At 75.6% G+C, this 23,037-nt stretch carries 24 protein-coding genes and 1 tRNA gene; 12 read left to right on the forward strand and 13 right to left on the reverse strand.

Going from position 1 to position 23,037, the window contains the following annotated elements; genetic code table 11:
- Positions 1 to 23 precede the first annotated feature (23 nt).
- From WHI96_RS23210 to WHI96_RS23220, 3 genes are all read left to right on the forward strand, one after another.
- On the forward strand, positions 24 to 1,619 hold the full coding sequence (locus WHI96_RS23210; RefSeq protein ID WP_345650041.1) for a dolichyl-phosphate-mannose--protein mannosyltransferase: 1,596 nt from the start codon (positions 24 to 26) through the stop codon (positions 1,617 to 1,619).
- Between the two features lie 62 nt (positions 1,620 to 1,681).
- On the forward strand, positions 1,682 to 2,248 hold the full coding sequence (locus WHI96_RS23215) for a copper resistance CopC family protein (RefSeq protein ID WP_345650038.1): 567 nt from the start codon (positions 1,682 to 1,684) through the stop codon (positions 2,246 to 2,248).
- Between the two features lie 83 nt (positions 2,249 to 2,331).
- Complete coding sequence (locus WHI96_RS23220; RefSeq protein WP_345650035.1) at positions 2,332 to 3,219, forward strand: CopD family protein; 888 nt, start codon at positions 2,332 to 2,334, stop codon at positions 3,217 to 3,219.
- A gap of 264 nt (positions 3,220 to 3,483) precedes the next feature.
- On the opposite strand, the gene WHI96_RS23225 is transcribed toward WHI96_RS23220, so the two are convergent.
- From WHI96_RS23225 to WHI96_RS23250, 6 genes are all read right to left on the reverse strand, one after another.
- A complete protein-coding gene (locus tag WHI96_RS23225) occupies positions 3,484 to 4,488 on the reverse strand; it encodes a helix-turn-helix domain-containing protein (protein ID WP_345650032.1) in 1,005 nt (334 codons plus the stop codon).
- A gap of 241 nt (positions 4,489 to 4,729) precedes the next feature.
- A tRNA-Ala gene (locus WHI96_RS23230) sits at positions 4,730 to 4,805 on the reverse strand.
- 52 nt (positions 4,806 to 4,857) lie between these two features.
- Positions 4,858 to 6,066 carry a divisome protein SepX/GlpR gene (gene sepX, locus WHI96_RS23235; RefSeq protein ID WP_345650029.1) on the reverse strand — a complete coding sequence of 403 codons (1,209 nt, stop codon included), beginning with the start codon at positions 6,064 to 6,066 and terminating at the stop codon, positions 4,858 to 4,860.
- 203 nt (positions 6,067 to 6,269) lie between these two features.
- On the reverse strand, positions 6,270 to 6,935 hold the full coding sequence (locus WHI96_RS23240) for a GNAT family N-acetyltransferase (protein ID WP_062400178.1): 666 nt from the start codon (positions 6,933 to 6,935) through the stop codon (positions 6,270 to 6,272).
- Positions 6,936 to 6,940: 5 nt separating this feature from the next.
- Positions 6,941 to 8,161 carry a molybdotransferase-like divisome protein Glp gene (glp, locus tag WHI96_RS23245; protein WP_100879581.1) on the reverse strand — a complete coding sequence of 407 codons (1,221 nt, stop codon included), beginning with the start codon at positions 8,159 to 8,161 and terminating at the stop codon, positions 6,941 to 6,943.
- A 2-nt stretch (positions 8,162 to 8,163) separates the two neighbouring features.
- Complete coding sequence (locus WHI96_RS23250) at positions 8,164 to 9,066, reverse strand: UTP--glucose-1-phosphate uridylyltransferase (RefSeq protein WP_345650022.1); 903 nt, start codon at positions 9,064 to 9,066, stop codon at positions 8,164 to 8,166.
- A gap of 36 nt (positions 9,067 to 9,102) precedes the next feature.
- Here WHI96_RS23250 and WHI96_RS23255 point away from each other — a divergent pair, with 36 nt between their 5' ends.
- From WHI96_RS23255 to WHI96_RS23265, 3 genes are all read left to right on the forward strand, one after another.
- Positions 9,103 to 9,750 (forward strand): 5-formyltetrahydrofolate cyclo-ligase, encoded by a 648-nt coding sequence (locus tag WHI96_RS23255; protein ID WP_345650019.1) that lies wholly within the window; start codon positions 9,103 to 9,105, stop codon positions 9,748 to 9,750.
- A 107-nt stretch (positions 9,751 to 9,857) separates the two neighbouring features.
- Positions 9,858 to 10,214: an FmdB family zinc ribbon protein gene (locus tag WHI96_RS23260; protein WP_345650016.1), complete on the forward strand. Its 357-nt coding sequence runs from the start codon at positions 9,858 to 9,860 to the stop codon at positions 10,212 to 10,214.
- A 102-nt stretch (positions 10,215 to 10,316) separates the two neighbouring features.
- On the forward strand, positions 10,317 to 10,967 hold the full coding sequence (locus tag WHI96_RS23265; RefSeq protein ID WP_345650013.1) for an SAF domain-containing protein: 651 nt from the start codon (positions 10,317 to 10,319) through the stop codon (positions 10,965 to 10,967).
- A 29-nt stretch (positions 10,968 to 10,996) separates the two neighbouring features.
- Here WHI96_RS23265 and WHI96_RS23270 read toward each other — a convergent pair whose 3' ends face one another.
- Complete coding sequence (locus WHI96_RS23270; RefSeq protein WP_345650010.1) at positions 10,997 to 11,164, reverse strand: hypothetical protein; 168 nt, start codon at positions 11,162 to 11,164, stop codon at positions 10,997 to 10,999.
- A 166-nt stretch (positions 11,165 to 11,330) separates the two neighbouring features.
- Between WHI96_RS23270 and WHI96_RS23275 the strand changes: the two genes are divergently transcribed.
- Entirely contained in the window at positions 11,331 to 11,750 is a 420-nt protein-coding gene (locus WHI96_RS23275; protein WP_345650007.1) for an antitoxin, read from the forward strand.
- An 84-nt stretch (positions 11,751 to 11,834) separates the two neighbouring features.
- Here the strand turns inward: WHI96_RS23275 and WHI96_RS23280 are convergent, their stop codons facing one another.
- From WHI96_RS23280 to WHI96_RS23300, 5 genes are all read right to left on the reverse strand, one after another.
- On the reverse strand, positions 11,835 to 12,326 hold the full coding sequence (locus tag WHI96_RS23280; protein ID WP_373324192.1) for a MogA/MoaB family molybdenum cofactor biosynthesis protein: 492 nt from the start codon (positions 12,324 to 12,326) through the stop codon (positions 11,835 to 11,837).
- A gap of 224 nt (positions 12,327 to 12,550) precedes the next feature.
- Positions 12,551 to 14,380, reverse strand: a complete 1,830-nt coding sequence (locus WHI96_RS23285) for a S1C family serine protease (RefSeq protein ID WP_345650004.1) — start codon at positions 14,378 to 14,380, stop codon at positions 12,551 to 12,553.
- 63 nt (positions 14,381 to 14,443) lie between these two features.
- Positions 14,444 to 15,901 carry a sensor histidine kinase gene (locus WHI96_RS23290; RefSeq protein ID WP_345650001.1) on the reverse strand — a complete coding sequence of 486 codons (1,458 nt, stop codon included), beginning with the start codon at positions 15,899 to 15,901 and terminating at the stop codon, positions 14,444 to 14,446.
- A complete protein-coding gene (locus tag WHI96_RS23295) occupies positions 15,898 to 16,593 on the reverse strand; it encodes a response regulator transcription factor (protein ID WP_345649998.1) in 696 nt (231 codons plus the stop codon). Before WHI96_RS23295 ends, WHI96_RS23290 begins: the two co-directional genes overlap by 4 nt.
- 77 nt (positions 16,594 to 16,670) lie before the next feature.
- Entirely contained in the window at positions 16,671 to 17,528 is an 858-nt protein-coding gene (locus WHI96_RS23300) for an NAD(P)-dependent oxidoreductase (protein WP_345649995.1), read from the reverse strand.
- An 81-nt stretch (positions 17,529 to 17,609) separates the two neighbouring features.
- On the opposite strand from WHI96_RS23300, the gene WHI96_RS23305 reads away from it, so the two are divergent.
- The gene (locus WHI96_RS23305) at positions 17,610 to 18,296 is read left to right on the forward strand and encodes an SGNH/GDSL hydrolase family protein (protein WP_345649992.1); all 687 of its coding nucleotides are present in this window, start codon (positions 17,610 to 17,612) and stop codon (positions 18,294 to 18,296) included.
- Between the two features lie 6 nt (positions 18,297 to 18,302).
- Here the strand turns inward: WHI96_RS23305 and WHI96_RS23310 are convergent, their stop codons facing one another.
- A complete protein-coding gene (locus tag WHI96_RS23310) occupies positions 18,303 to 19,502 on the reverse strand; it encodes an MFS transporter (protein ID WP_345649989.1) in 1,200 nt (399 codons plus the stop codon).
- A gap of 168 nt (positions 19,503 to 19,670) precedes the next feature.
- Between WHI96_RS23310 and ppk2 the strand changes: the two genes are divergently transcribed.
- The 4 genes from ppk2 (at position 19,671) to WHI96_RS23330 (ending at position 23,033) form a co-directional block, all read left to right on the forward strand.
- Complete coding sequence (gene ppk2 / locus WHI96_RS23315; protein ID WP_345649986.1) at positions 19,671 to 20,468, forward strand: polyphosphate kinase 2; 798 nt, start codon at positions 19,671 to 19,673, stop codon at positions 20,466 to 20,468.
- A gap of 91 nt (positions 20,469 to 20,559) precedes the next feature.
- The gene (locus tag WHI96_RS23320; RefSeq protein WP_345649983.1) at positions 20,560 to 21,654 is read left to right on the forward strand and encodes an SDR family oxidoreductase; all 1,095 of its coding nucleotides are present in this window, start codon (positions 20,560 to 20,562) and stop codon (positions 21,652 to 21,654) included.
- A gap of 25 nt (positions 21,655 to 21,679) precedes the next feature.
- Positions 21,680 to 22,237: a TetR/AcrR family transcriptional regulator gene (locus WHI96_RS23325; protein WP_345649981.1), complete on the forward strand. Its 558-nt coding sequence runs from the start codon at positions 21,680 to 21,682 to the stop codon at positions 22,235 to 22,237.
- Between the two features lie 43 nt (positions 22,238 to 22,280).
- Positions 22,281 to 23,033: an FkbM family methyltransferase gene (locus WHI96_RS23330; protein WP_345649978.1), complete on the forward strand. Its 753-nt coding sequence runs from the start codon at positions 22,281 to 22,283 to the stop codon at positions 23,031 to 23,033.
- The last annotated feature ends 4 nt before the right edge of the window (positions 23,034 to 23,037 follow it).

Genomic DNA, 23,037 nt, shown 5'->3' on the forward strand with positions numbered 1-23,037 from the left:
CGGCCAGCCTACGATCGGACGCGATGGCCACCACGAGCGCCGATGCCGGGAGCCGGGTCGCCGGAGCGGCACCCGAACCCGGTCTGACCCCGCGGGGCACCCCGCCACCGCTGCGCCGCGCCGATCCCGGCCCGGCCGCGCGGCTCGGCGCGCCGCCACCGTCGGACCGGCTGGCGGGCTGGCTGGTCACCGCGGGCGTGGTGCTCGTCGCGGCGCTGCTGCGGTTCTACGACCTGGGCGAGCCCACCGACCGCGGCACGCCCGTGTTCGACGAGAAGCACTACGTCCCGCAGGCCTGGGACATGGTCCGCAACGGCGGGGTGGAGAGCAACCCCGGCTACGAGAAGATCGTCCACCCGCCGCTGGCGAAACAGCTGATCGCGCTGGGCCAGATGGTCTTCGGCTACGACGGCGTCGGCTGGCGGGTCTCGGCCGCGCTGGCCGGGGTGCTCACCGTGCTGCTCGTCGTGCGGGCCGGACGGCGCCTGACCCGCTCGACGGCGCTGGGCGGGCTCGCCGGGCTGCTGCTGTGCGCCGACGGGCTGTCGCACGTGCAGTCGCGGATGGGGATGCTCGACGTCTTCTCCGCGCTGTTCGTGGTGGCCGCGTTCGCCGCGCTGCTCGCCGACCGCGACGACGTCCGCGACCGGATGGCACACGTCGTCGCCCAGGGGCGGGTCGGTGACACCGTGTGGGGCCCGCGCTGGGGTGTGCGCTGGTGGCGGCTGACCGCGGGCGTCGCGCTCGGCCTGGCGTGTGCGGTGAAGTGGAACGGCGTCTACTACATCGCGGCGTTCGGGCTGCTGTGCGTGCTGTGGGACGTCTCGGTGCGCCGCCGCGCCGGGGTCGCCCGGCCGTGGGTGGGGACGATGGTCCGCGACGTCGCCCCCGCGCTGTGGGCACTCGTCCTGATCCCGGTGCTGACCTACGTCGGGTCCTGGTGGGCGTGGTTCGGCAGCGAGACCGGGATCGACCGCCACCAGGTGGGCCGGGAGATCGGCACCGGCGGGGCGTTCGCCTGGGTGCCCGACGCGCTGCGGTCGCTCTGGTACTACCACGGTCAGGTCCTCGCCTTCCACGAGAACCTGACGACCCGGTCCGCCGGGGCGCACCCGTGGGAGTCCAAGCCCTGGACCTGGCCGATGGGGCTGCGACCGATGCTCTACCGCTACGCCGACGACGCGACCGGCTGCGGGGAGACCGACTGCGTCTCCGCGGTGATGCTGATCGGCACCCCGGCGCTGTGGTGGCCGGCGATCCCGGTGCTGCTCTGGGGGCTGTGGCGGGCGGTGACCCGGGTCGACTGGCGGTGGACGGCGGTGCTCGTCGGCTACGCCGCCGGGTTCGTCCCGTGGTTCTTCAACATCGACCGGCAGATGTACTTCTTCTACATGATGCCGGTGGTGCCGTTCCTGGTCCTGGGCGTCGTGCTCGCGATGGGGCAGATGCTGGGCCACTCGCGGATGAGCGCGCGCCGTCGCCGCAACGGGCTGCTCGTCGTCGCGACGTGGGTGGCGCTGATCGGGGTCAACTTCGTGTGGCTGTGGCCGATCCTGGTCGGCGACCCGATCACCGCCGCGCACTGGCAGGCCGAGCTGTGGCTGCCGTCCTGGCGCTGAGGAGCTGCTCCGTCCGGGTGACGTCCGGAACTCCGGCGGGCGGCGCGACGACGACTCCGGGCGTGAGCCCCGTACTACGCCGCCTCGCGGTCGCCCTCCCCGCCGTGCTCCTCGCCCTCGTCGCCGGGGCCGCGCCGGCCTGGGCGCACACCGAGCTCGAGTCCAGCAGTCCCGCCGCGAACTCGCAGGTCGGCGCCGCGCCGACGTCGGTGTCGCTGACCTTCTCCGAGGACATCGCGGCCGCCGACGCCACGATCTCGGTGGCCGGCCCCGGCGGCACGGACTACGCGGCGGGCCCCGCCACCGGCGACGGCGACACCCTCACCGTGCCGCTGCGTCCGCTCGGTGCGGCCGGCGCGTACACGGTCACCTACCGGGTGGTCTCCGACGACGGCCACCCCGTCTCGGGCACGGTGCCGTTCACCCTGACCTCCCCCGGCCCGGGCACGGCCGCCGCGACCCCGGCGCCCGCCTCCGGGGCCCCGACGGCCGACGCACCGGAGACCGCGCCGCAGACCGTCCCCACCGCGGCCGACGACGGCGGCGCCCCGGTCTGGCCGTGGGTGGTGCTCGCCGTCGTCGTGATCGGGGCCGGGGCCGTGTTCGCGCTGCGCCGGTCGCGGACCTGACCGTCGACGGGACCTCCGCCGGCGACGGTGTCCTCCGCGATTCGGTCCGCGAGCCCGCACCCGCGGTCGTCGGGTGGGTCGCGGTGCTGGTGGGGGCCGCGGTCGTCGTCGCCGGGGCCACCGGTGGCATCGGACCCGACGGCGTCGCCCTCGACCTGGCCCAGACCGTCGTGCGGGCCGCGGCGGACCTGGCCGCGGTCGTCGCGGCCGGTGCGGCGCTGGTCGCGCTGCTCGCCCCCGACCGGGTGCCCGGCGCCGACCGGGTCCTGACGACCGTCGCGCCGCTGTGGCTCGGGGTGCTGCTGGTCGAGACGTTCGTCCGGGGCGCGGTCGTGTCCGGGCGCGGGCTCGCCGACGTGCGCGGCCCGGACCTGCTGGGGTTCCTGACCGGTCCGCGCGCCGGGACCGGCCAGCTGGTGGCGCTGGTCGCGGTGCTCGCGCTGGTCGGCGTCGCCGGGTCGCGGCCGGCCCGGCCGGGTGCCGGTCCGGGGCCCGCGGTGCTGGCGCTGGTGGTGGTCGTCGTCGCGGCGGCGCCCGCGGCGACCGGACACACCGCGGCGTCGACGGTCGCGGCGTACGCGGTGCCGGCGGTCGTCGCCCACGTCGCGGCGGCGCTGCTGTGGGTGGGCGGGCTCGGCGCGCTGCTGGTCACCGCCCGCGACGCCGACGTGCGCACCGTCGCGGTGCCCCGGTTCTCCCGGCTCGCGCTCGCCGCCGTCGTCGTGCTGGGGGTGACCGGGCTGCTCGCCGCCACCGCGCGGCTGTCCTCCCCCGCCGACCTGGTCACGACGGCCTACGGCGCGGTCGTCCTCACCAAGGTCGTGCTGCTGGCCTGCGCCGCCGCGCTGGGCGGCGCGACGCGGGCCCGGCTGCGCGCCGGGCGCCTGCCGGTACTGGCGTGGGCGGCGGTGGAGGTCCTCGTGCTGGTCGCGGCGACCGGGGTCGCCGCGACCCTGACCCACACCGCCTGAGCGGTCAGCGGGTCGTCGCGGCGCCGAGCTGCGGTTCCAGCTGGTTGATCGCGTGGAGCAGCGCGTCCGGGCCGCCGTAGGACAGCGCGCCGCCCCAGTCGGCGTCGAACCAGGAGCGGGTCATGACGGGGACGACGCCGAGCCCCGGCACGAAGTCCTGGTCGTACCCGCACCATCGTCGCCACCTTCACGGCAGCGCCCCTCACCGGCGCGGTCGTGGACCATCAGGTGAGGTCGGGCTCTCACTCAGCCGTGAGGGTGGCATCAACTGCAGGCCGGGAGTCCGAGCCCACCACGGGACCCCGGCTCCAGGTACACCTCCGACAGGTAGCCGGAGCGCCCGTCGGGCCAGGTCACGCGGTACCAGAGCTCGGACTCGACGCGGTGCGGGTTGTGCGCGGCGGGAGAGTCGAGGTTGTAGTTCCACATCCGCTCCCCCACCACCGTGCAGGTGGCGGGCAGCATCGCCCCGCTGACGACGTCGGTGCCGTCCTCCTTGCAGCCCCGGGAACCGCAGAACGCGATCGCCCGCGACGACAGGTAGGCGGGCCCGGAGTCCTCGACGAGGTCCTCCGCGCCGAGCGCGACCTTGTTCTGGACCGTGACGACGGTCGGCCCCGCCGCCGCGGCCGGCGCAGCGAGGGTCCGGGCGGCCAGCCAGCCGACACCGCCCGCGACCAGGGCCGTGACCAGGACGGCGACGACCACCGCCCGCACCGTGCGTCCGCCCGAGTCCGCCGCGCCCGCCGGTTCCGTCCCCCCGACGGCCGCGCTGCCCGTCGGTTCCGTCGCCCCGGCGGCCGCGCTGCCCGCCGGTTCCGTCCCCCCGGCGGCCGCGCTCGCCGGTTCCGTCGCCCCGGCCGCCGCGGGAGGCACCGCGCCGCCCGTTCCCGGGATCTCCGTCGCGTCCCGGGCCGTGGGCGCTCCCGTCGCCGGTGCCGCGACGTCCGCGGAGACGGTCGCCGAGAGCCTCGCCGGAGCCGTGGCCGGCGACGCGGGTGCTGCGGGGGCCGCGGCCAGCGCCGCGTGCCGGCGCGCCCAGTCCCGCACCTCCGGCTCGGGAACGCCCACGGCGGCGAGCACCGTCGTCACCAGGTCGGCGCGGGGCAGGCGGGGCCCGGTGCGGGCGTTGCCGATCGCGCTCTTGCTCCAGTTCGAGCGTTCCGCCGCCTCGCGGACGGAGACGCCGCGGGCGTCGAGCACCGCGGCGAAGTCGCGGCAGAACAGATCCGGGGAGTCGAGGGGACGACCGTCAGGGGATTCGGTCACCCGGACGAGTATCCGGTGCGCGATCACGGGGAGCCAGGCGGGGCGGGCGCTGCCCCACGAAGATCGTCACGATTGACGAGAGGATCTCGCGATTTCCCGGTGCATCCGCAGCGACCACAGGCCGTCGTCCGAGGCGGAGGTGTGCATCGGCACGCGGCCGCGCTCGACGAGGCGGTCGACCATGCGGCGACCGTAGACCCGGAACGACGAACGGCCGGACCCGTCGGGTCCGGCCGTGTGGTGGTGGAGCTGAGGGGAATCGAACCCCTGACCTTCTCGATGCGAACGAGACGCGCTACCAACTGCGCTACAGCCCCAGGTGGATCAGGCCCGCCCTCGCGGGCTGACCTGAGGAACCCTAACAGACCCCTATTCGCCCACCGCACGCCGGTGGGGGGTACCCGTGTCGAACTCGTCGGGCTCCTCCTCGGCGTCCACGTCGACCAGCGACGTCCCGGCCGGGACGGGCGGCGGCGGGGCCGCGGCGAGGCGCGGGAGCGACGACTCGTGCTCGGTCCCGACGGGTCCCTCGACGGTGCGTCCGCGGGCCGGGAGCACGCCCAGCGGCTCGCCGGTACCGCGGACCCGGGTGGGCTCGCCGTCGTCGGCGGTCCAGTCGTCGTCCTCGTCGGCACCCGCGGTGGTGGGGGCGGCGGTCGCGCGGATCTCGTCGTCGGCCCGCTCCTCGGCGGAGGCGTCGCGGCCGCGGTGGGCCCACTCGTCGAGCTCGGGGTCGTCGGCGGCCGGGGACTGCCGGGTGCCGGCCAGGCGCGCGGCGCGGCGGGCCCGGATGCCCTCCTCGATGCGGACCTGGCGGCGCAGGTAGGTCAGGTAGCCGACCAGCCCCGCGCCGACGACACCGGTGACCCACCAGAACACCGTCGAGACCAGCAGCGCGGCCGCGCCCGCGGCGATCAGCAGGACCAGCAGACCGAGGACGACGCGCTGGCGGAAGGCGTACTTGGCGTGCGCGGCCGCGGCGGCGGCCTCGGGGTCGAACCCCCCGCGGCCGGGGCGGTAGCGGGCCGGCGGGCGGGACCAGCCCTCCTCGTCGACAGCGTCGACGTCGTCGCGCCCGTCGGCGGTGGTCCCGTACTCGTCGTCGGCGTCGACGGGCTCGGCGGGCGCGTGGTCGTCGTCGGGCCGGGGGTCGCGCTCCCGGTCCGACCGGACCCGCCCGTCGGGGTCGGCGGCGTCGTCGTTGTCCTGGTCGACGAGGTCGTGGTCGACGAGGTCGTGGTCGTCGTGGTCGGCGCCCCCGGGGCCGCGGATCCGGCCCTCGTCGTCGATCTCGGTGTCCTCGACGTCGTCGTAGGCGTACTGCTCGGTCTCCGCGGAGCGCTCGCGGGGAGCGGGGACGTCGTCCCGCGCCTCCGCCAGCTCGCCGACGGTGGTCGGACCGGATCGCTGTGTCACAAGAACCTCCGGGTGTCGATGCCGCGCGGGACGTTCCAGCACCCGCCCGGACAGCAGCGCCGGGCTGAGCCGGGCCACTTCCTGCTGACGCCGGGCGACGGTCGGAACGAGGATCAGCAGCCAGAGCACGACCAGACCCACGAAGATCAGAGAGCTGGGCACGGCTGCCTCCTCCCCCGACCGGCGCAGTCCACCCGGTGGAACGGCCCCGATCCGCGCCACCACCGATCACCGTAATCGGGCGGACGTCCGCACCCGGGTCGCGACGCGCCGTGGTCCCTCGGACGGACGGTGCGAAACCAGGGACGTGCGGTACACGTGTGACTCCGGTGAGTGATCGGACGAGGTGTGGACGCTGCGCAGGGTCAGGCCCTCGAGGCGCGTCCGTCCCGCACCAGCCGGGCCGCGAAACCACCCGGCGGGACCTCCTCGGCGGTCACCGCGTAGGCGTAGTGGTCGCGCCAGGCGCCGTCGACGTCGAGGTAGCGCTGCAGCAGTCCCTCGCGGCGCAGCCCGAGCCGGGCGAGCACCGCGATGCTGGCCACGTTCTCCGGGCGGACCGTGGCCTCGACGCGGTGCAGCCGCACCGGGCCGAAACAGTGGTCGAGGACGAGCGCGACGGCCGCGGTGGTGATCCCGCGCCCGCCGAGGGTCGAGTCGAGCCAGTAGCCGACGTAGCCCGACAGCAGCGGCTCCCGCACGACGTTGCCGACCATGACGTGGCCGGCCATCGCGCCGTCGACGGTGATCGCGAACGGCAGCGACAGCCCGCGCCGGGCGGCCCCGCGCAGCAGCCACCAGCGGCCGGGCCACTCCACCCCGGAGTTGCGGCGGGACCACCCGCCGTAGGTCGTCGGCTCCCAGGGACGCAGGAACTGCTCGTCGCGCACCCGGATCCGGGCCCAGTCACCGCCGTCGCGCAGCCGCACCGGGCGCAGCCCCACCTCGTGCCCGCGCACCCGCAGCGGTCCGAGGACGGCGGGCCAGCCGGGGTGACCGCCGGGCGGTTCGGGGACGGCGGACGGCGGCACGCGGCTCAGTTCCGCCCGCGGGGAACCAGCTCGACGTGCTCACCGACGGTCATCTCGGTCACGTCCTCGTCGATGACCGCCAGCGCGTTGACCTCGGACAGCACGGCCAGCAGGTGGGTGCCCGACACACCGAGCGGCTGGGCGAGCAGCTCGCCGCCGTCGTCGGAGCGCAGCAGCCGCGCCGGGATGTAGGACCGGCGCCCGGCCGGGGAGACGATCGGGGAGGTCAGCCGGGCGGTCCAGGTGCGCCGCATCGGCTCCTGGCCCAGCGCCAGCCGGATCAGCGGCCGGACGAACACCTCGAACAGCACCAGCGCGGTCGCCGGGTGCGACGGGAACAGGAACACCGGCACGGCGTCCGGGCCGAGCCGGCCGTAGCCCTGCGCGGAACCGGGGTGCATCGCGACGCGGGTGTCGTCGATGCCACCGAGGTCGGCCAGCCCGCTCTTGGCCTCGGCCGCGGTCGTCCCACCGCCCGCGCCGCAGACCACGACGATCTCCGACGCCGGCAGCAGGTCCTCCACGGCGCCACGGATCTCCGCGGCGCTGCCGCCGACGGTACGGGGCCGGTTGGTCTCCGCGCCCGCCTCGCGGGCGGCGGCGACCACGGCGTGCGAGCAGACGTCGGCGACCTGCCCGGACGACGCCGAGCGGCTCACCTCCACCAGCTCGTCGCCGACCGAGACGACCGAGACCCGCGGCCGCGGGTGCACCAGCAGCTTGTCCCGGCCCGCGGCGGCGAGCATCGCGACCTGGGCCGAGCCGACGACGTCGCCCTCGCGGACGGCGACGTCACCGGACTGGACGTCCTCCCCCACCCGGCGCACGAAGCCGGCCGACGGCACGCCGCGGCGGATCGTGAGGCGCGCGGTGCCGCCGTCGGTCCACCCCAGCGGTGCGACGGCGTCGGCGAGGGTCGGCAGCGGCGCCCCCGCCGCGACGCGGACGGCCTGGCCGGGCTGCAGCCGCAGCGGCTGACGCGACCCGGCGGCGATCTCGCCCACCACCGGGACGGTGACCGGGGAGGCGTCGGTCGCCCCGGCCACGTCGACGCTGCGCACCGCGTAGCCGTCGATCGCGGCCTGGTCGAAGACCGGCAGCGGACGCGCCGCGACGACCTCCTCGGCGCTGCGCAGCCCCTGCGCGTCGGTGATCGCGACGCGCACGGGGGCCGGGCGCACCGCCACGTCCAGGATGCGGGACAGGTGATCGGTGACCGTGCGCACTCTCAGTCCTTCAGTCGCTCGTTCAGCCAGGTCCGCAGGTCCTCGCCGTACTCCGGGTGCTGCAGCATGAAGTCGACGTAGGCCCGCGCGTACCCGGCGGGGTTGCCCAGGTCGTGGCGCCCGCCGCGGTGCACGACGACGTGTACCGGGTGCCCCTCGGAGATCAGCAGCGCGACGGCGTCGGTCAGCTGCAGCTCACCGCCCGCCCCGGGGGTGATCCGGTCCAGCGCGTCGAAGATCGCACGGTCGAGCAGGTAGCGACCGGCCGCGGCGAAGGTCGAGGGGGCCTCGTCCGGGGCGGGCTTCTCGACCATCCCGTGGACCTGCTTGACGTCGTCGTCGCCGGTGTCGGAGACCTCGAAGACGCCGTAGGCCGAGATCTGCTCGCGCGGTACGTCGAAGGCGCAGAGGACGCTGCCGCCGCGCTCCTCGCGGACCTGCGCCATGCGGGCGAGGACCCCGGTCGGGAGGACCAGGTCGTCGGGCAGCAGGACGGCGACGGCCTGCTCGTCGTCGGCCAGTGCCGGGCCGGCCTGGGCGACGGCGTGGCCGAGGCCCTTGGGCTCGTACTGGTACACCGAGTCGACCTCGAGCAGGCCGGGGGCGCGGCGGACCTTGTCCGCCAGCTCGCCCTTGCCGCGGCCCTCGAGGGTCTTCACCAGCTCGTCGTCGGTGCGGAAGTAGGCCGCGACCGAGTCCTTGCCCGGCGAGGTCACGACCAGCAGCCGCTCTGCCCCGGCCTCGGCGGCCTCCGCGGCGACCAGCTCGATCCCGGGCGTGTCGACGACGGGGAGCAGTTCCTTCGGCACGGCCTTGGTCGTCGGCAGGAACCGGGTGCCCAGACCCGCCGCCGGGACGACGGCGGTGCGGAAGGCCCCGGTGCCGCTGGACGTCTGCACGCTCATGGTCGGCGAGCCTAGCCACAGCTCTAGCCTGGAGCCGTGACGGCTCGCGCGGAGGACAGGGGTGGATCGTCGCCTGATCAGGGTGGACGAGCCGCTGACGCCAAGCGGTCGCTGCGGCGCACGCTGCTGGCGGCCCGTCGCGGGCGCCCGGTCGCCGACCGGGCCGCGACGACCGCCGCGCTGTCGGAGCACCTGTGCGCGCTCGCCACCGCGACACCCGGCCCGGTGGCCTGCTACCTGCCGATCGGCACCGAACCCGGCGGTGCGGGACCGGGTGTGCCGTCGCTGCCCGACGCGCTGGTCGCCGCCGGTCACGAGGTCCTCGCCCCGGTGGTCCCGGACGCGCCGGGCCCGCTGGACTGGACGGTCTACCGAGGCCCGGACGACCTTGCCCCCGGGCCGCTGGGGGTCGTCGAGCCGACCGGTCCCCGGCTCGGGCCCGCCGCGCTCGCGTCGGCCGGCCTGGTGGTGGTGCCCGCGCTGGCCGTCGACCGGCGCGGGCGACGCCTGGGCCGCGGCGGCGGCTTCTACGACCGGACGCTCGCGCTCGCCGCGCCCGGCGCCCTGCTGGTCGTCCCGCTGCACGACGGCGAGCTGCTCGACGACGTCCCGGCCGAGGACCACGACGTCGCGGTGGGGGCGGTCGTCCTCCCCCGGGACGGGGTGGTGCATCTCTCGCCCTGACCGTGTGGACGGGTCGGAGCGACCGTCGCCTCGGAGTATGCTGGCACTCGCTCTCGCCGAGTGCCAGCCCGCGGGCGGGCACCGCCCCAGTTCGTCCGGAGGATGTTGTGCCGACCTACCAGTACGCATGCACCGCGTGTGACCACCGCTTCGAGGCGGTGCAGTCGTTCTCCGACGACGCCCTCAGCACCTGCCCGAACTGCGGCGGGAAGCTGCGCAAGGTCTTCTCCTCGGTGGGCATCGTGTTCAAGGGCAGCGGCTTCTACCGCACCGACTCCCGCTCCGGCTCGGTGAGCAGCGGGTCGGGGGCCTCCTCCGAGTCGACGAAGTCCGACAGCTCCGCGTCGAACTCCTCGTCGGACTCCTCGTCCTCGTCGAGCTCCTCGTCCTCCTCGGACTCCTCGTCGTCGAGCACCTCGTCGAGCTCGTCCAGCACGTCGTCCTCGAAGGCCGCCGCCTCCTGATCCGTCCACAACCGGCCGAGTTGTCCACAGGCCGGTGGAACGGCCCGTCGACGGCCGTGTCCCGCCCTAGCGTCGAGACCACGACGACGGCGGAGGGCTGCCATGGCGGAGCAGACACAACGGGCGGACCGCCCGTGGGACCGATGGCTGCGGCGGCCCTCCTGGTCACGGGTGCTGCTGGCCCGCCGGGTGCTGGCCGCCGCCCTCGCGGTCGCGGCCGTGGTGGTGGCGCTGCTCCCCGCCGCGGGTGACGAGCGGGTCCCGGTGCTCGTCGCGGCCCGTGACCTCGCCCCCGGCACGGCGCTGGGCCCGGCCGACGTCGTCGTGGCCGCCTGGCCGCCCGCCCTCGCCCCCGCCGGCGCCCTGACCGCGCCCGCCGCCGTGGCCGGGCGGCTGCTCGCCGGCCCGGCGACCGCGGGCGAGCCGATCGGCGAGCTGCGGCTGGTCGGGTCCGCGCTCGCCGTCGTCACCGGCGGGCCGGGTGCCTCGGCGGTGCCGCTGCGTCCGGCCGACCCGGCGGTGGCGGCGCTGCTGTCCCCCGGCTCCCGGGTGGACGTCGTGGCGGGCGGCCCGGACGGCGCGCGTGTGCTGGCCGCCCGGGCCGGGGTGGTGGCGGTGCTGCCGCCCGCACCCGGTGCCGCCGGGGCGCGGGCGGACCCGGGGCCGCTGGTGCTGGTCGCGCTGCCCGAGGCGGAGGCGACCGCGGTGGCCGCGGCGACGCTGGCCGGGGAGGTGACGGTGACCCTGCGGTGAGCAGGCCCGGTCCCCGGGCGCCCGGCCGGTCAGCCGCCGTGGTGCGGGGGGCGGTTCTCGGTGAACCAGCGGTCGGGGTCCGGGGTGTCGCGCTCGTCGGCGGCGCCGTGGTCGGCCCGCTCGTCGGCGCTGGTCGAGGGGTCGTCGCCGAAGATCTCCTCGATCCGTCGGCGCATCCGGTCCGCGGGCTCGCTCATGGCTCCATGGTGCCGTGCCCGGGCACGACGGGTGGACACCGATCCCGCGTCACCGTGCCGTGCCGGGCTCACGACGCCCCACGACGACGCGTCCGGGTGACACCATGGGGTCAGCCGTACGCATCCGCCCGGGTACCCGGGCGACGACAGGAGAGGTGGACCACTCATGGGGTTCCTGGACAAGGCACGCGAGGCGGCCGAGAACGCGATCGAGAAGGCGAAGCCGCACCTGGACAGGGCGATCGAGCAGGCCGGCCCGCACCTGGAGAAGGCCAAGGAGAAGGCGGGCCCGCTCGTCGAGAAGGCCGCTGCGAAGGTCGACCAGGCCACCGGCGGCAAGTACTCGGAGCAGATCGACGGGGTGAAGGGCAAGGTCGAGGGCGCCCTCGGGCACACCGACCCGGCCGCTCCGGGCGCCGGCACCCACGGCGGCTCCGTCCCGCCGGTGCCGCCCACCCCGCCCGGGGGCGACGCGCTGAAGCCGCAGGGCAACCCGGCCGCGTCGCAGCAGCCGCCCGCGGTGCCGCCGGTGCCCCCGGTGCGCAAGGACGACGGCGGCATCCCGCCGGTGCCCCCGGCGAACTGACCCGCACACGACGGACGGGCCCCGGCTTCCGCCGGGGCCCGTTCTCCGTCGTGCGACCGGTGGTGCGACCGGCCGTGGGACCGGTCAGTCGTCGAGGCCGGACAGCTCCGAGATGACGTGCGGGACGAGCGGGGTCAGCGTCGCCATGCCGTCGCGGACGGCCGCGCGGGACGCGGCCAGGTTGACCACCAGCGTGCTGCCGGAGACGCCGACGACCCCGCGGGACACCCCGGCGTCGACCGCACCGGCGGCGAGGCCGGAGGCGCGGATGGCCTCGGCGATCCCCGGCACCGGGCGGTCGAGGACACCGGTGGTGGCGTCCGGGGTGACGTCGCGGGGCGACACGCCCGTGCCACCGACGGTCACCACCAGGTCGACGCCGCCGATCACGGCGGTGTTCAGCGCGCTGCGGATGGCCACCACGTCGCCGGGAGCCGAGACCACGCCGTCGACGAGGAAGTGGGCCTCCTCCAGCAGCTCGGTGACCAGCGGCCCGGTGCCGTCGGAGCGCTCGCCGGCACTGACCCGGTCGTCGACGATCACCACGAGGGCACGGCCGATCTGCGGACCCGACATCTCCATGGCGGCCACCCTAGCGTCGGCCGGGGCGCGGCCCCGGGGAGGCCGTGCCGGTGCGGGGAGGGGGGACCGGCACCGACACGACGCTCCGGGCGTATTCGGTGGGGCACCACCGAATACGGGGACACCCCATCACGCCGGTTCTTCACTCGTCAACGACGTGCCATGTGCGCCACCCACCCGGCCCCGTCCGGTCGGACGGCGTGCACCCGGGCGCACCGTCACTGCTCGCCCAGTGTCACCTCGACGGTCCGGGTCGCCCCGCCGCCGTCGACGACCTCCAGCTGGACGACGCTGCCCGGCGGCTGCGACCGCACCGCGGCCTGCAGGTCGGTGCCGGTGGTGATCCGCTGGTCGCCGAGCCGGGCGACGATCTCCTGCAGGCGCAGCCCGGCCTTCGCGGCCGCGCCGTCCGGCGTGACCTCCTGGATCACCGCGCCGCGCAGCTGCGGGTCGTTGCCGACGGTCACGCCGAGCACGGCGTGCGTGGCCTTGCCGCCGCCGCGCAGCTGGTCGGCGATCCGGCGGGCCTGGTTGATCGGGATGGAGAAGCCGACGCCGATCGAGCCGCCGCCCGGCCCGGCCGTCGCGATGGCGGAGTTGATGCCGACGACCCGGCCGTCGGAGTCCACCAGCGGGCCCCCGGAGTTGCCGGGGTTGATCGCGGCGTCGGTCTGGATCGCGTTCAGCACGGTGTCGCTCGACCCGGGCGCGCCCGACTCGGCGGGGATGCCGACGGCCCGGTCGACGGCCGAGACGATGCCGGTGGTGACCGACCCACCGAGCCCGAGCGGCGACCCGAACGCGGTGACCTGCTGACCGACCCGGACGCGGTCGGAGTCGCCGAGCTCGACCGTGCTGAGGCCCGGCAGGTCGGTGCGCACGAGTGCGATGTCGGACTGCGGGTCCTGCCCGACGATCGTCCCGATGGCGGTGCGGCCGTCCTGCAGGACCACCCGCAGCGTGCCGCCCTGGGCCGCCGGGGCGACGACGTGGTTGTTGGTGAGGATCAGGCCGTCGTCACCGACGATCATGCCGGACCCCTCGCCGCGGTCGCCGACGTTGCCCGCGCCGCCGTCGACGCGGATCTGCACGACGGCGGGCAGGACCTTCTCGGCGACGGCCTCGACCGAGCCGGACGGCGCCGTGCCGCCGGACCCGCCCGCGAGGCGCGCGCCGATCAGTCCGCCGAGGGCGCCCGCGACCAGCGCGACGAGCAGACCGGCCGCGACCAGGACGACACCCCGGCGGCCGCGGCCGGGCGGACGCCGCGGTGCGGGCGGCGCGCCGGCCGCCCACGGGGGCGGGGCGGGCTCGCCGGGGGCGGCGGCCCCGCCGGTCTCGTCCTGGTGCGCCGGAACCTCCCGGGTGCCGTCCGCCGTCGCCGTGACGGTCGGGGCGTCCGGGTCGGGCGCGGCGCCGTCGGAGCCCCCGACGGGCGCGTCGGCGGCGGTGGAGCCGGGGCGGGCCCACGGGTTGGCGGGTACGGCCCAGCGGTCGGTGGGCGGGTCCTGGGTGGAGACGGCCTCGGTGTCGGGGCCGTGGTCGTGGTGCGGGGCCGCGTCGGTGGCGGCGGCCGCGTCGGTGGCGGCGGCGGCGTCGGTGGCGGCGGCGTCGGTGGCGGCGGCGGCGGTGGCAGCGGCGTCGGTGGCGGCGTCGTCGGTGGCGGCGTCGGTGGCGGCGGCGTCGGTGGCGGCGTCGACGGCGGTGTCGCGGTCCGGGCCCGGTGCGCCGGTGCCCGCCGTGTCCGGGGAGGACTCCCCCCGGCCGGCCGACCCACCCGTACCGCCCCCGGAGGCCGGGCCGCCGTCCGGACCGGCGGTGGCCCCGTCGGCCGTGGACCCCGGCACGGACGACCCGGCCGACGAGGACGCCCCGTCGGAGGAACCCGCGCCGTCCGCCGGCCGCGGCTCCCGGGCGTCGTCGGTGGACCCGGCCGGTCCCGCGGTGGCGGGGGTCCCGCCGTCTCGGTCGGCCCCGCCCCCGGAGGCCCCGCCGGACGTCCCCGCTCCGGTGCGGGTCGGCTCGTCGGGCGGGTTGTCCTGGGTCATGCGTCCACCGTCCGTCGTCTCCGTCCGTCGTGTCACCGCTGTGTCACGTCGTGTCACACCAGGCTATGGGCTGTCCGGCTCCGCCACGTACCGGCCCGGCAGGGCCATCGAGAGCAGCGCGCCGCCCTCCGGGGCGCGCCCGGCCCGCACCTCCCCCCCGTGCCGCGCCGCCGCCTGCGCGACGATCGACAGCCCCAGCCCGGAGCCGGGCATGGTGCGCGAGGTGTCGGCCCGGTAGAAGCGGTCGAACACGTGCGGCAGGTCCTCCGCGGCGATCCCGTCACCCGCGTCCGCCACCTCGACGACCAGCCACTCCGGCGAGATCGGCACCATCGACAGCCGCACCGTGCCGCCGGGCGGGCTCCACTTCACGGCGTTGTCGAGCAGGTTGAGCACGGCCCGTTCGAGCGCGCTGGCGTCGCCGTCGAGGATCCACGGGGTGCGGTGGACGTCGAACTCGACCTCACCCGCGCGCCGCTTCACCCGGTCCAGGGCGCGGTCGACGATCTCGGTGAGCTCCAGGGCCTCGCTGGTCATGGTCGGGGCGTCGTCGCGGGCGAGCTCGACGAGGTCCCCGACGAGATGGGACAGCTCCTCGACCTGGGCGCGGACGTCGTCGAGCAGCTCGGTGCGGTCCTGGGCGGGCAGGTCGGGGGTGTCCGGACGGTCGGCGGAGGCGAGCAGCTCCAGGTTGGTGCGCAGCGAGGTCAGCGGGGTGCGCAGCTCGTGCCCGGCGTCGGCGACGAGCCGGCGCTGCTGTTCGCGCGACGCGGCCAGCGCGCCGAGCATCGTGTTGAACGACTGGGTGAGCCGGGCGAGCTCGTCGGACCCGGAGATCGGGATCGGGCGCAGGTCACCGGTCTTGGCGACGCGTTCGGTCGCCGCGGTCAGCCGCAGCACCGGCCGCAGCCCGGTCCGGGCGACCGCGACCCCGGCGAGCGCGGCCAGCACGACCCCGCCGAGCCCGACGATCGGCAGCGCGGTGCCCATCCGGGTCACCACCCGGGTCATCGTGTCGAGCCGCTGCGCCAGCACCAGCGCGCGGCCGTCCCCGGCCCGGACGGCGACGATCCGGTACGGCACGCCGTCGAGTTCCGCGGTGCGCCCCGGCTGGGTCGGCCCGCCCTGGGCGACCTCGATCTCCGGGTCCCCCAGCGGCGGCCGCGACGACTCGTCCGCGGAGGTCGCGATGCCCGAGGAGTAGACGAGCGCGATGTGCAGGTCGGCCGCGCCGAGCACGTCGGGCGGGAGCGCGGCGAGCAGCCGCGGGTCGATCAGGTCGCTCTGCGCCGCGGCGTAGGCGCGCTGGCGCAGCGTCTCGTCCAGCGAGCTGGTGAGGTTCTGGCGCACGACGAGGAACGCGGCGGCGGACACGAGCAGCACCATCGCGGCGGCGACGAGTGCGGCGAGCACCCCGATCCGGGCGCGCAGCGTGAACCGCTCGCGGTCCGGCTCGGCCGCGGGCCCGCGGCGCCACCAGCGCTCGGCCCGCTCCTCGTCGGGCGGGAGCGGCTGGGTCACGGCGGGGTGTCCCGCAGGACGTAGCCGACGCCGCGCACGGTGTGGATGAGCCGCGGCTCGCCCTCGGCCTCGGTCTTGCGGCGCAGGTAGCCGACGTAGACCTCCAGGGCGTTGCCGCTGGTCGGGAAGTCGTAGCCCCACACCTGCTCGAGGATCTGGGCGCGGGTCAGGACCCGGCGCGGGTGCGCGAGCAGCAGCTCCAGCAGGGAGAACTCGGTGCGGGTGAGGCTGATCGGCCGTCCGCCGCGGGACACCTCGCGGGTGTCGGGGTCCAATGACAGGTCGCCGAAGGTGAGTGCGGGGCTGGTGCCCGCGTCGTCGTCCGCGTCGGGGGTGCGGCGGCGCAGCAGCGCGCGGAGCCGGGCGAGCAGCTCCTCCAGCGCGAACGGCTTGGGCAGGTAGTCGTCGGCGCCGGCGTCGAGCCCGGCGACCCGGTCGGACACCGCGTCGCGGGCGGTGAGCACGAGGATCGGGAGCGCGTCACCGGCGCTGCGCAGCCGCCGGCACACCTCCAGCCCGTCGACGCGCGGCATCATCACGTCCAGGACCAGCGCGTCCGGCCGCTCGGTGAGCATCTTGTCCAGCGCGACCTGGCCGTCCTCGGCGAGGTCGACCTGGTAGCCGTTGAAGGCCAGCGAACGACGCAGCGAGTCCCGGACCGCCTTGTCGTCGTCGACCACCAGAATGCGCATGGGCGCCAGTCTCGCCGACGGCTCTGAGAGGAACCTGAGCAGGCCCTGATCAGCGGATGGTGATCAGGGCCCGGTGATCAGGACGCCTTGTACGCGGCCGCCATGTCGTCGCCGCCGTGCCCGCGCTCCGACGCCCGCCGCAGCCGGTCCCGCACCGCGGGCGCGACGTCGAGCCGGGTCCCCGCGGCCTCCGCGGCGGCGACGATCAGCCCCGCGTCCTTGGCCGCGTTGTCGACGGTGAAGCTGGGCGTGAAGTCGTCGTCGAGGATCGCCTTCGCCTTGTTCTGCAGGTAGGGCAGGTCCAGCGGACCGCCGGCGACGGCGTCGAGGAACGCCTGCGGGTCCACCCCGAGACCCTGGGCCAGCGCGACGGACTCCCCTGTCGCGGCGGTGATCGCCAGCACCCAGCTGTTGGCGACGAGCTTGAGCCGGCTCGCCTGCGCGGTCGTGTTGTCCTCGGCGACCCAGACGGTCTGCCGGCCGACGGCGTCGAGCACCGGGTCGACGGCCGGGCGTGCCGCGGGGTCGCCGGCGACGAACACGACGAGCTGCCCGGACTCGGCGGGCGCGCGGGTGCCGAGCACCGGCGCGTCGAGCAGAGTCAGGCCGTGGCGCCCGGCGATCGCGCGGAGCCCGTCGAACGGCCCGACGCCGACGGTGGTGGTCTGCAGCCACACCTGGCCCGCCGCGAGACCGTCGGCGGCCTGCTCCAGGACGGCGGTGACGTCGTCGGCGTCGCCCAGCATCGTCACGACCACGTCGGCACCGCGGACGGCGTCGGCCGGGTCGGTGTGCAGGGCCGCGCCCGCGTCCGCGAGCGGCTGCGCCTTCGCCGCGGTCCGGTTCCAGACCCGCAGGTCCAGTCCGGCCGCGAGGATGTTGTGCCCCATCCCGGCACCCATGATCCCGGTTCCCAGCAGCGCCACGGTCGTCATGCGACCCACGGTAGGACGATCTCCGCAGGTCCGCTCCCCGCGGAACGACGGCGCACCTCCGACCTCTGCTTCACTGGCGGCGTGACGGATGCGGGCGATCTCGGCTTCTCCAACCGGACCGGTCGCCCGCCGGGCCGGGTGATCACCGCGGTGTCCCGGTTCGTGCCCGCGATCCGCCGGGTGCAGCAGCAGATCGAGCCCTACGCCGCGTACTGGGAGCGGCGCAACCGCGCCGAGCTCGCCCGGAGCGGGCCGCTGTGCGTCGCGCTGGGCGACTCGATGGCCCAGGGCGTCGGTGCGTCGGCCCCGGAGTACGGCTGGTTCGGGCAGCTGGTCCCGCTGCTGCCGGGCTGGCGGACGGTCAACCTGTCCCAGTACGGCGCCCGCGTGGACGACGTCCTCGACGCGCAGCTCCCGGCGGCGCTGCGGCTGCGCCCGGACCTGCTGCTGTGCCTGGTCGGGTCGAACGACCTGATGCAGCCCAGGCACCAGGAGGGCGTCGGGAACCGCTACGCGGCCCTGCTCGACCGGCTCCCGCGCGGCACGGTCGTCGGCAACCAGCCGGGCACCTTCGCCGCGGCGGTGCAGGTCAACGGCCTGATCGACGACGCCGTGCGGCGCCGCGGGCTGGTGCTGGCCGAGCTGCGGGACCCGCGGACCCGGCACTGGCGCGGCAAGCTCGCCTCCGACCGGTTCCACCCCAACGACCGCGGCTACGCGGCCATCACCGAGGTGTTCGGCGACGCGCTGCGTCGCGCGGGGTACTGAACCTCCTCAGACCGCCGCGGCGACCTCGCGCTCCCGGGACGCGGCGGTCCGGTCCCCGCAACCGGCCAGCACCGCGATGACCAGCCCGACCACGGCCAGGCCGGCCGCGACGACGTTCGGCGAGGCGTAGCCGAAGCCGGCCGCGATCACCGTGCCGCCGAGGGCCGCCCCGATCGCGTTGGCGACGTTGAACGCGGCCTGGTTGGCCGCCGAGGCCAGGTTCGGCGCGTCACCGGCGCCGCTGACGATCCGCAGCTGCACCGCCGGGACCAGCGCGAACGTCGTCACGGCGAAGGTGAACAGGGCGACGACCGCGGTCGCCTGGTTCTGCAGGGCGGGCACGAACAGCAGCGCGACGACGGCGTCGGCGACGAGTGCGCCGTAGATCGTCGGCATGGTCGCGATGTCGGCGAGACGGGCGCCGACCAGGTTCCCGACGGTCATGCCGACGCCGAACAGCGCGAGCAGGAGCGTCACCTCGGCCGGGGTGAACCCGGCGACCTCGACCAGCATCGGGGTGATGTAGCTGTAGGTGCTGAACAGCGCGGCCCCGCCGACGGTCGCGACCAGCAGCGCCGTCCACACCGGACGGTTCGTGAGGGCGCGCAGCTCGGCGCGCAGGCGCACCGGGGTGGCGTCGCGGACGTCGGGGACACAGGCGGCGACGGCCACCGCGGCGACCGCGGCGATCACCCCCACGACGCCGAACACCGGGCGCCACCCGAGCTGCTGGCCGAGCAGGGTCCCCACCGGGACGCCCGCGACGTTGGCCAGGGTCAGCCCGGCGAACATCGTCGCCATCGCCCGGGCCCGGCGGTCGGCGCTCACGAGCCCGCCCGCGACGACGGCGCCGATCCCGAAGAAGGCGCCGTGCGGCAGACCGGCGAGGAACCGGGCGGCGAGCACCGGCAGGTAGCCGGGTACGACCGCGGACAGCACGTTGAACGCGGCGTAGCCGGCCATGAGTGCGATGAGGACGTGCTTGCGCGGGAACCGGTTCGCCGCCGCGACCAGCAGCGGGGCCCCCACGACGACGCCGATCGCGTACGCCGAGATCAGCCGGCCCGCGTCGGGGATGTCGACGGCGAGCCCGCCCGCGACGTCGGGCAGCAGACCCATGATCACGAACTCGCCGGTGCCGATGGCGAAGGCGCCGACCGCCAGTGCGGCGAGCGCGAAGGCGGGACGGGTGGTGACGGCACGCATCGGGACCCTCCTCCGAGGGAGTGGTGGGACAGGGGAGGCGGCGTCGTCGTCGCAAATAAACACGCTAGACGAGTAAATAAGCCGTGCACAGTGTTCGCCGTGTCACGGGCCGGCGCCGGGGGTGCGGGAGGGCCGCCGCGCCACCCCGCAGTCTGGTTGGCTGTGCCGGTGAGCACCCCGAAGCTGCCGCGCAAGGTCTACGACGCCGAGCTGCTCCGCCTCCAGGGCGAGCTGCTGCAGATGCAGGAGTGGGTCCGGGCGTCGGGCGCACGGGTCGTCGTGGTCTTCGAGGGACGCGACGCCGCCGGCAAGGGCGGGGCGATCCAGCGGGTCACCCAGTACCTCAACCCGCGGTTCACCCGGATCGTCGCACTGCCCGCGCCCACCGAGCGCCAGAAGGGGCAGTGGTACTTCCAGCGCTACGTCGAGCAGCTGCCCGCCGCCGGCGAGATCGTGCTGATGGACCGGTCCTGGTACAACCGCGCCGGCGTCGAGCGGGTGATGGGGTTCTGCACCGAGACCGAGTACCGCCGCTTCCTGCGCCAGGCGCCGGTGTTCGAGGACATGCTCGTCGAGGACGGCATCCACCTGCGCAAGTACTGGTTCTCGGTCAGTGCCGAGGAGCAGGCGCGGCGCTTCGCCGAGCGGCTGGAGAACCCGCTCAAGCAGTGGAAGCTCTCGCCGATGGACCTCGAGTCGATGACCCGCTGGGACGACTACTCCCGCGCCCGCGACGACATGCTGATCCACACCGACACCGAGCACGCGCCGTGGTGGATCGTCGAGGCCGAGCAGAAGCGCAACGCGCGGATCAACATGATCCACCACCTGCTCGGATCGATCCCCTGGGAGCCGGTGGCGCGGCAGGTGCTGACGCTGCCGGACCGGAAGCCGTCGACGGGCTACGAGCGCCCGCCGCGCGAGGTGCAGCGCGACGTGCCCGACCACGCGTCGACGCTGATCTAGGTCACACCCGCCCGCACGGTACGACCGGTACCGGATACCGTCCCGACGAGCGACGATGCGGCACGGACGCCGCGTGAGAGGCGGTGCACCCGTGGGTGTCGTGCTGTTCACCGGGTTCCCCGGTTTCCTCGGGTCGGCCCTGCTGCCGCGGACGCTGCGCCGCGCACCCGACGCGCGCGCGGTCGCACTGGTGCAGGCCAAGTTCCTCGACCAGGCCCGCACGACGCTGGCCCGGATCGAGCGCGACGCGCCGGAGATCGCCGGGCGCACCGACCTCGTCGTCGGGGACATCACCGTCGACGGGCTGGGGCTGGAGCCCGCGGAGCGCGAGCGCCTGCTCGGCGGACCGCTGGAGATCTTCCACCTGGCCGCGGTCTACGACCTCTCGGTGCCGGCGGACGTCGCCTGGCGGGTGAACGTCGAGGGCACCCGGCACGTCGTGCGGTTCGCCGAGGCCGCGTCGCAGCTGGTCCGGCTGCAGTACGTGTCGACCTGCTACGTCTCGGGCCGCTACGACGGCATCTTCTCCGAGACCGACCTGGAGCTCGGCCAGCCCTTCGCCAACCACTACGACCACACCAAGCACGAGGCCGAGCGGGTCGTGGCGAAGGCCCGCGACGCCGGGCTGCCGGTGTCGGTCTACCGGCCGTCGGTCGTCGTCGGGGACTCGGTCACCGGGGCGACGCAGAAGTTCGACGGCCCCTACTACCTGCTCCAGCTGCTGGCCCGGCAGGGCCGGACGGCGTTCGTGCCACTCCCCCGCGCCGCCGCGCGCACGCGGTTCAACCTCGTCCCCTCCGACTACGTCGTCGACGGCATCGCCGCGCTCGCCGGGCACGGCCCGGCGGTGAACCGGACCTTCGCCCTGGCCCAGCCGGCCCCGCCGACGGTGACCGAGATGTGCGAGGTCTTCGCCGACCGGCTCGGCACCCGGCTGCGCGTGGTGCCGATGCCGGTCGGGCTCGCCGCGTTCTCCATCGACCACGTACCCGGCGTCGGACGGCTGTTCCAGGTCCCGTCCAGCACGCTGGAGTACCTGACCCACCCGTCGCACTACGACACCGACGCGACGACCGCGATGCTCGACGGGCTCGGCGTCCACTGCCCGCCGTTCTCCGGCCACGTCGACGCGATGGTCCGCTTCTTCGGCGCGAATCCGCAGGTCGGCACGGCTGCGATGGTCTGACGCAGGGAGGTCTACCGTCTCCGGCGTGGCCATCGAGCGGAACGACGTGCTCCTCGCGGCCGCGACCGTGCTCGTGCAGAACCCGGCCGCGTCGATGTCGGAGATCGCGACCGGCGCCGGCATCAGCCGGGCGACCCTGCACCGGCTCGTCGACGGCCGGGAGGCCCTGCTCTCCGAGCTCAGCGAGATGGGCGTGGAGCGCGGGATCGCCGCGATCCGGGAGGCCCGGACCGACGAGGACGACCCGATCGAGGCGGTGCGCCGGGTCATCGTCGGCCTGCTGCCGTCGGTGGACCTGTGGGTGCTCGCCGAGCGCATCCAGTCCAGCGACGAGGTGCTGGCCCGCTACGCCGAGATGGACACCCTGCTCGTCGAGCTGTTCCGGCGCGGGCAGCGCAGCGGGGTCTTCTGCGTGACCCAGTCCGCGACGTGGATGACCGATGCGCTCTACGCCCTGCTGACCCGGGCCGTGCTCGCCGCCCACGACGGCAGGCTCGCGCGGCAGGAGATCGTCGCTGTGACCGAGCGGACGCTGCTGGCCGGGGTCGTGGAGACCGCCGACCGCAGCCCGGCCACCCCCTGACGCGGAGTCCGGTTCCTCCCCGTTCGTCCACTACGCTCGGGGTGTGCTCACCCGTGCCTCCGGCATCGCCCGCTCCCTCGCGACCTACCACGGGATCCCGGGACGGCAACGCCGGATGCGCCGCTTCTACTCCGCGTTCCTGCGCCCCGGCGACCTCGCCTTCGACGTCGGCGCGCACGCCGGCAACCGGGTGCGTGCCTGGCGGGCCCTGGGCGCGCGGGTGGTCGCCGTCGAGCCGCAGCCGGACTTCACCCGGCTGCTGCGGCTGTTCTTCGGCCGCGACGACGCCGTGACCGTCCTGCCCCTCGCGCTCGGCGCCGCGGCGGGCACCGCCCGGCTCGGGGTCTCCCGCGCCACCCCCACCGTCTCGACGCTGTCGCAGCGCTGGCGCGACACCGTCGCCGACGACGCCGGGTTCGCCCGGGTGACCTGGGACTCCTCGATCGAGGTGCCGGTCGGCACGCTCGACGCGCTCATCGCCGAGCACGGCGTCCCGGCCTTCTGCAAGATCGACGTCGAGGGCTTCGAGGCCGACGTCCTCGACGGCCTGTCCCGCCCGTTGCCCGCGCTCTCGGTGGAGTACCTGCCCGCCGCGCACGACGCCACCCTGGAGTCGCTCGCCCGCATCGAGGCCCTGGGCCGGTACGTCTACCGCTACTCCCCCGTCGAGACGATGACCTGGGACGTCTCGGCCGGGGACCGCTGGGTGGACGCCGCCGCGCTGCGCGCCCTGCTCGACCGGCGCCGCCCGCTGGGCCGCTCGGGGGACGTCTACGCCCGCCACCTGCCGGACTGACCCA

This window comes from Pseudonocardia tropica (assembly GCF_040105315.1).
Taxonomy (GTDB): domain Bacteria; phylum Actinomycetota; class Actinomycetes; order Mycobacteriales; family Pseudonocardiaceae; genus Pseudonocardia; species Pseudonocardia alni.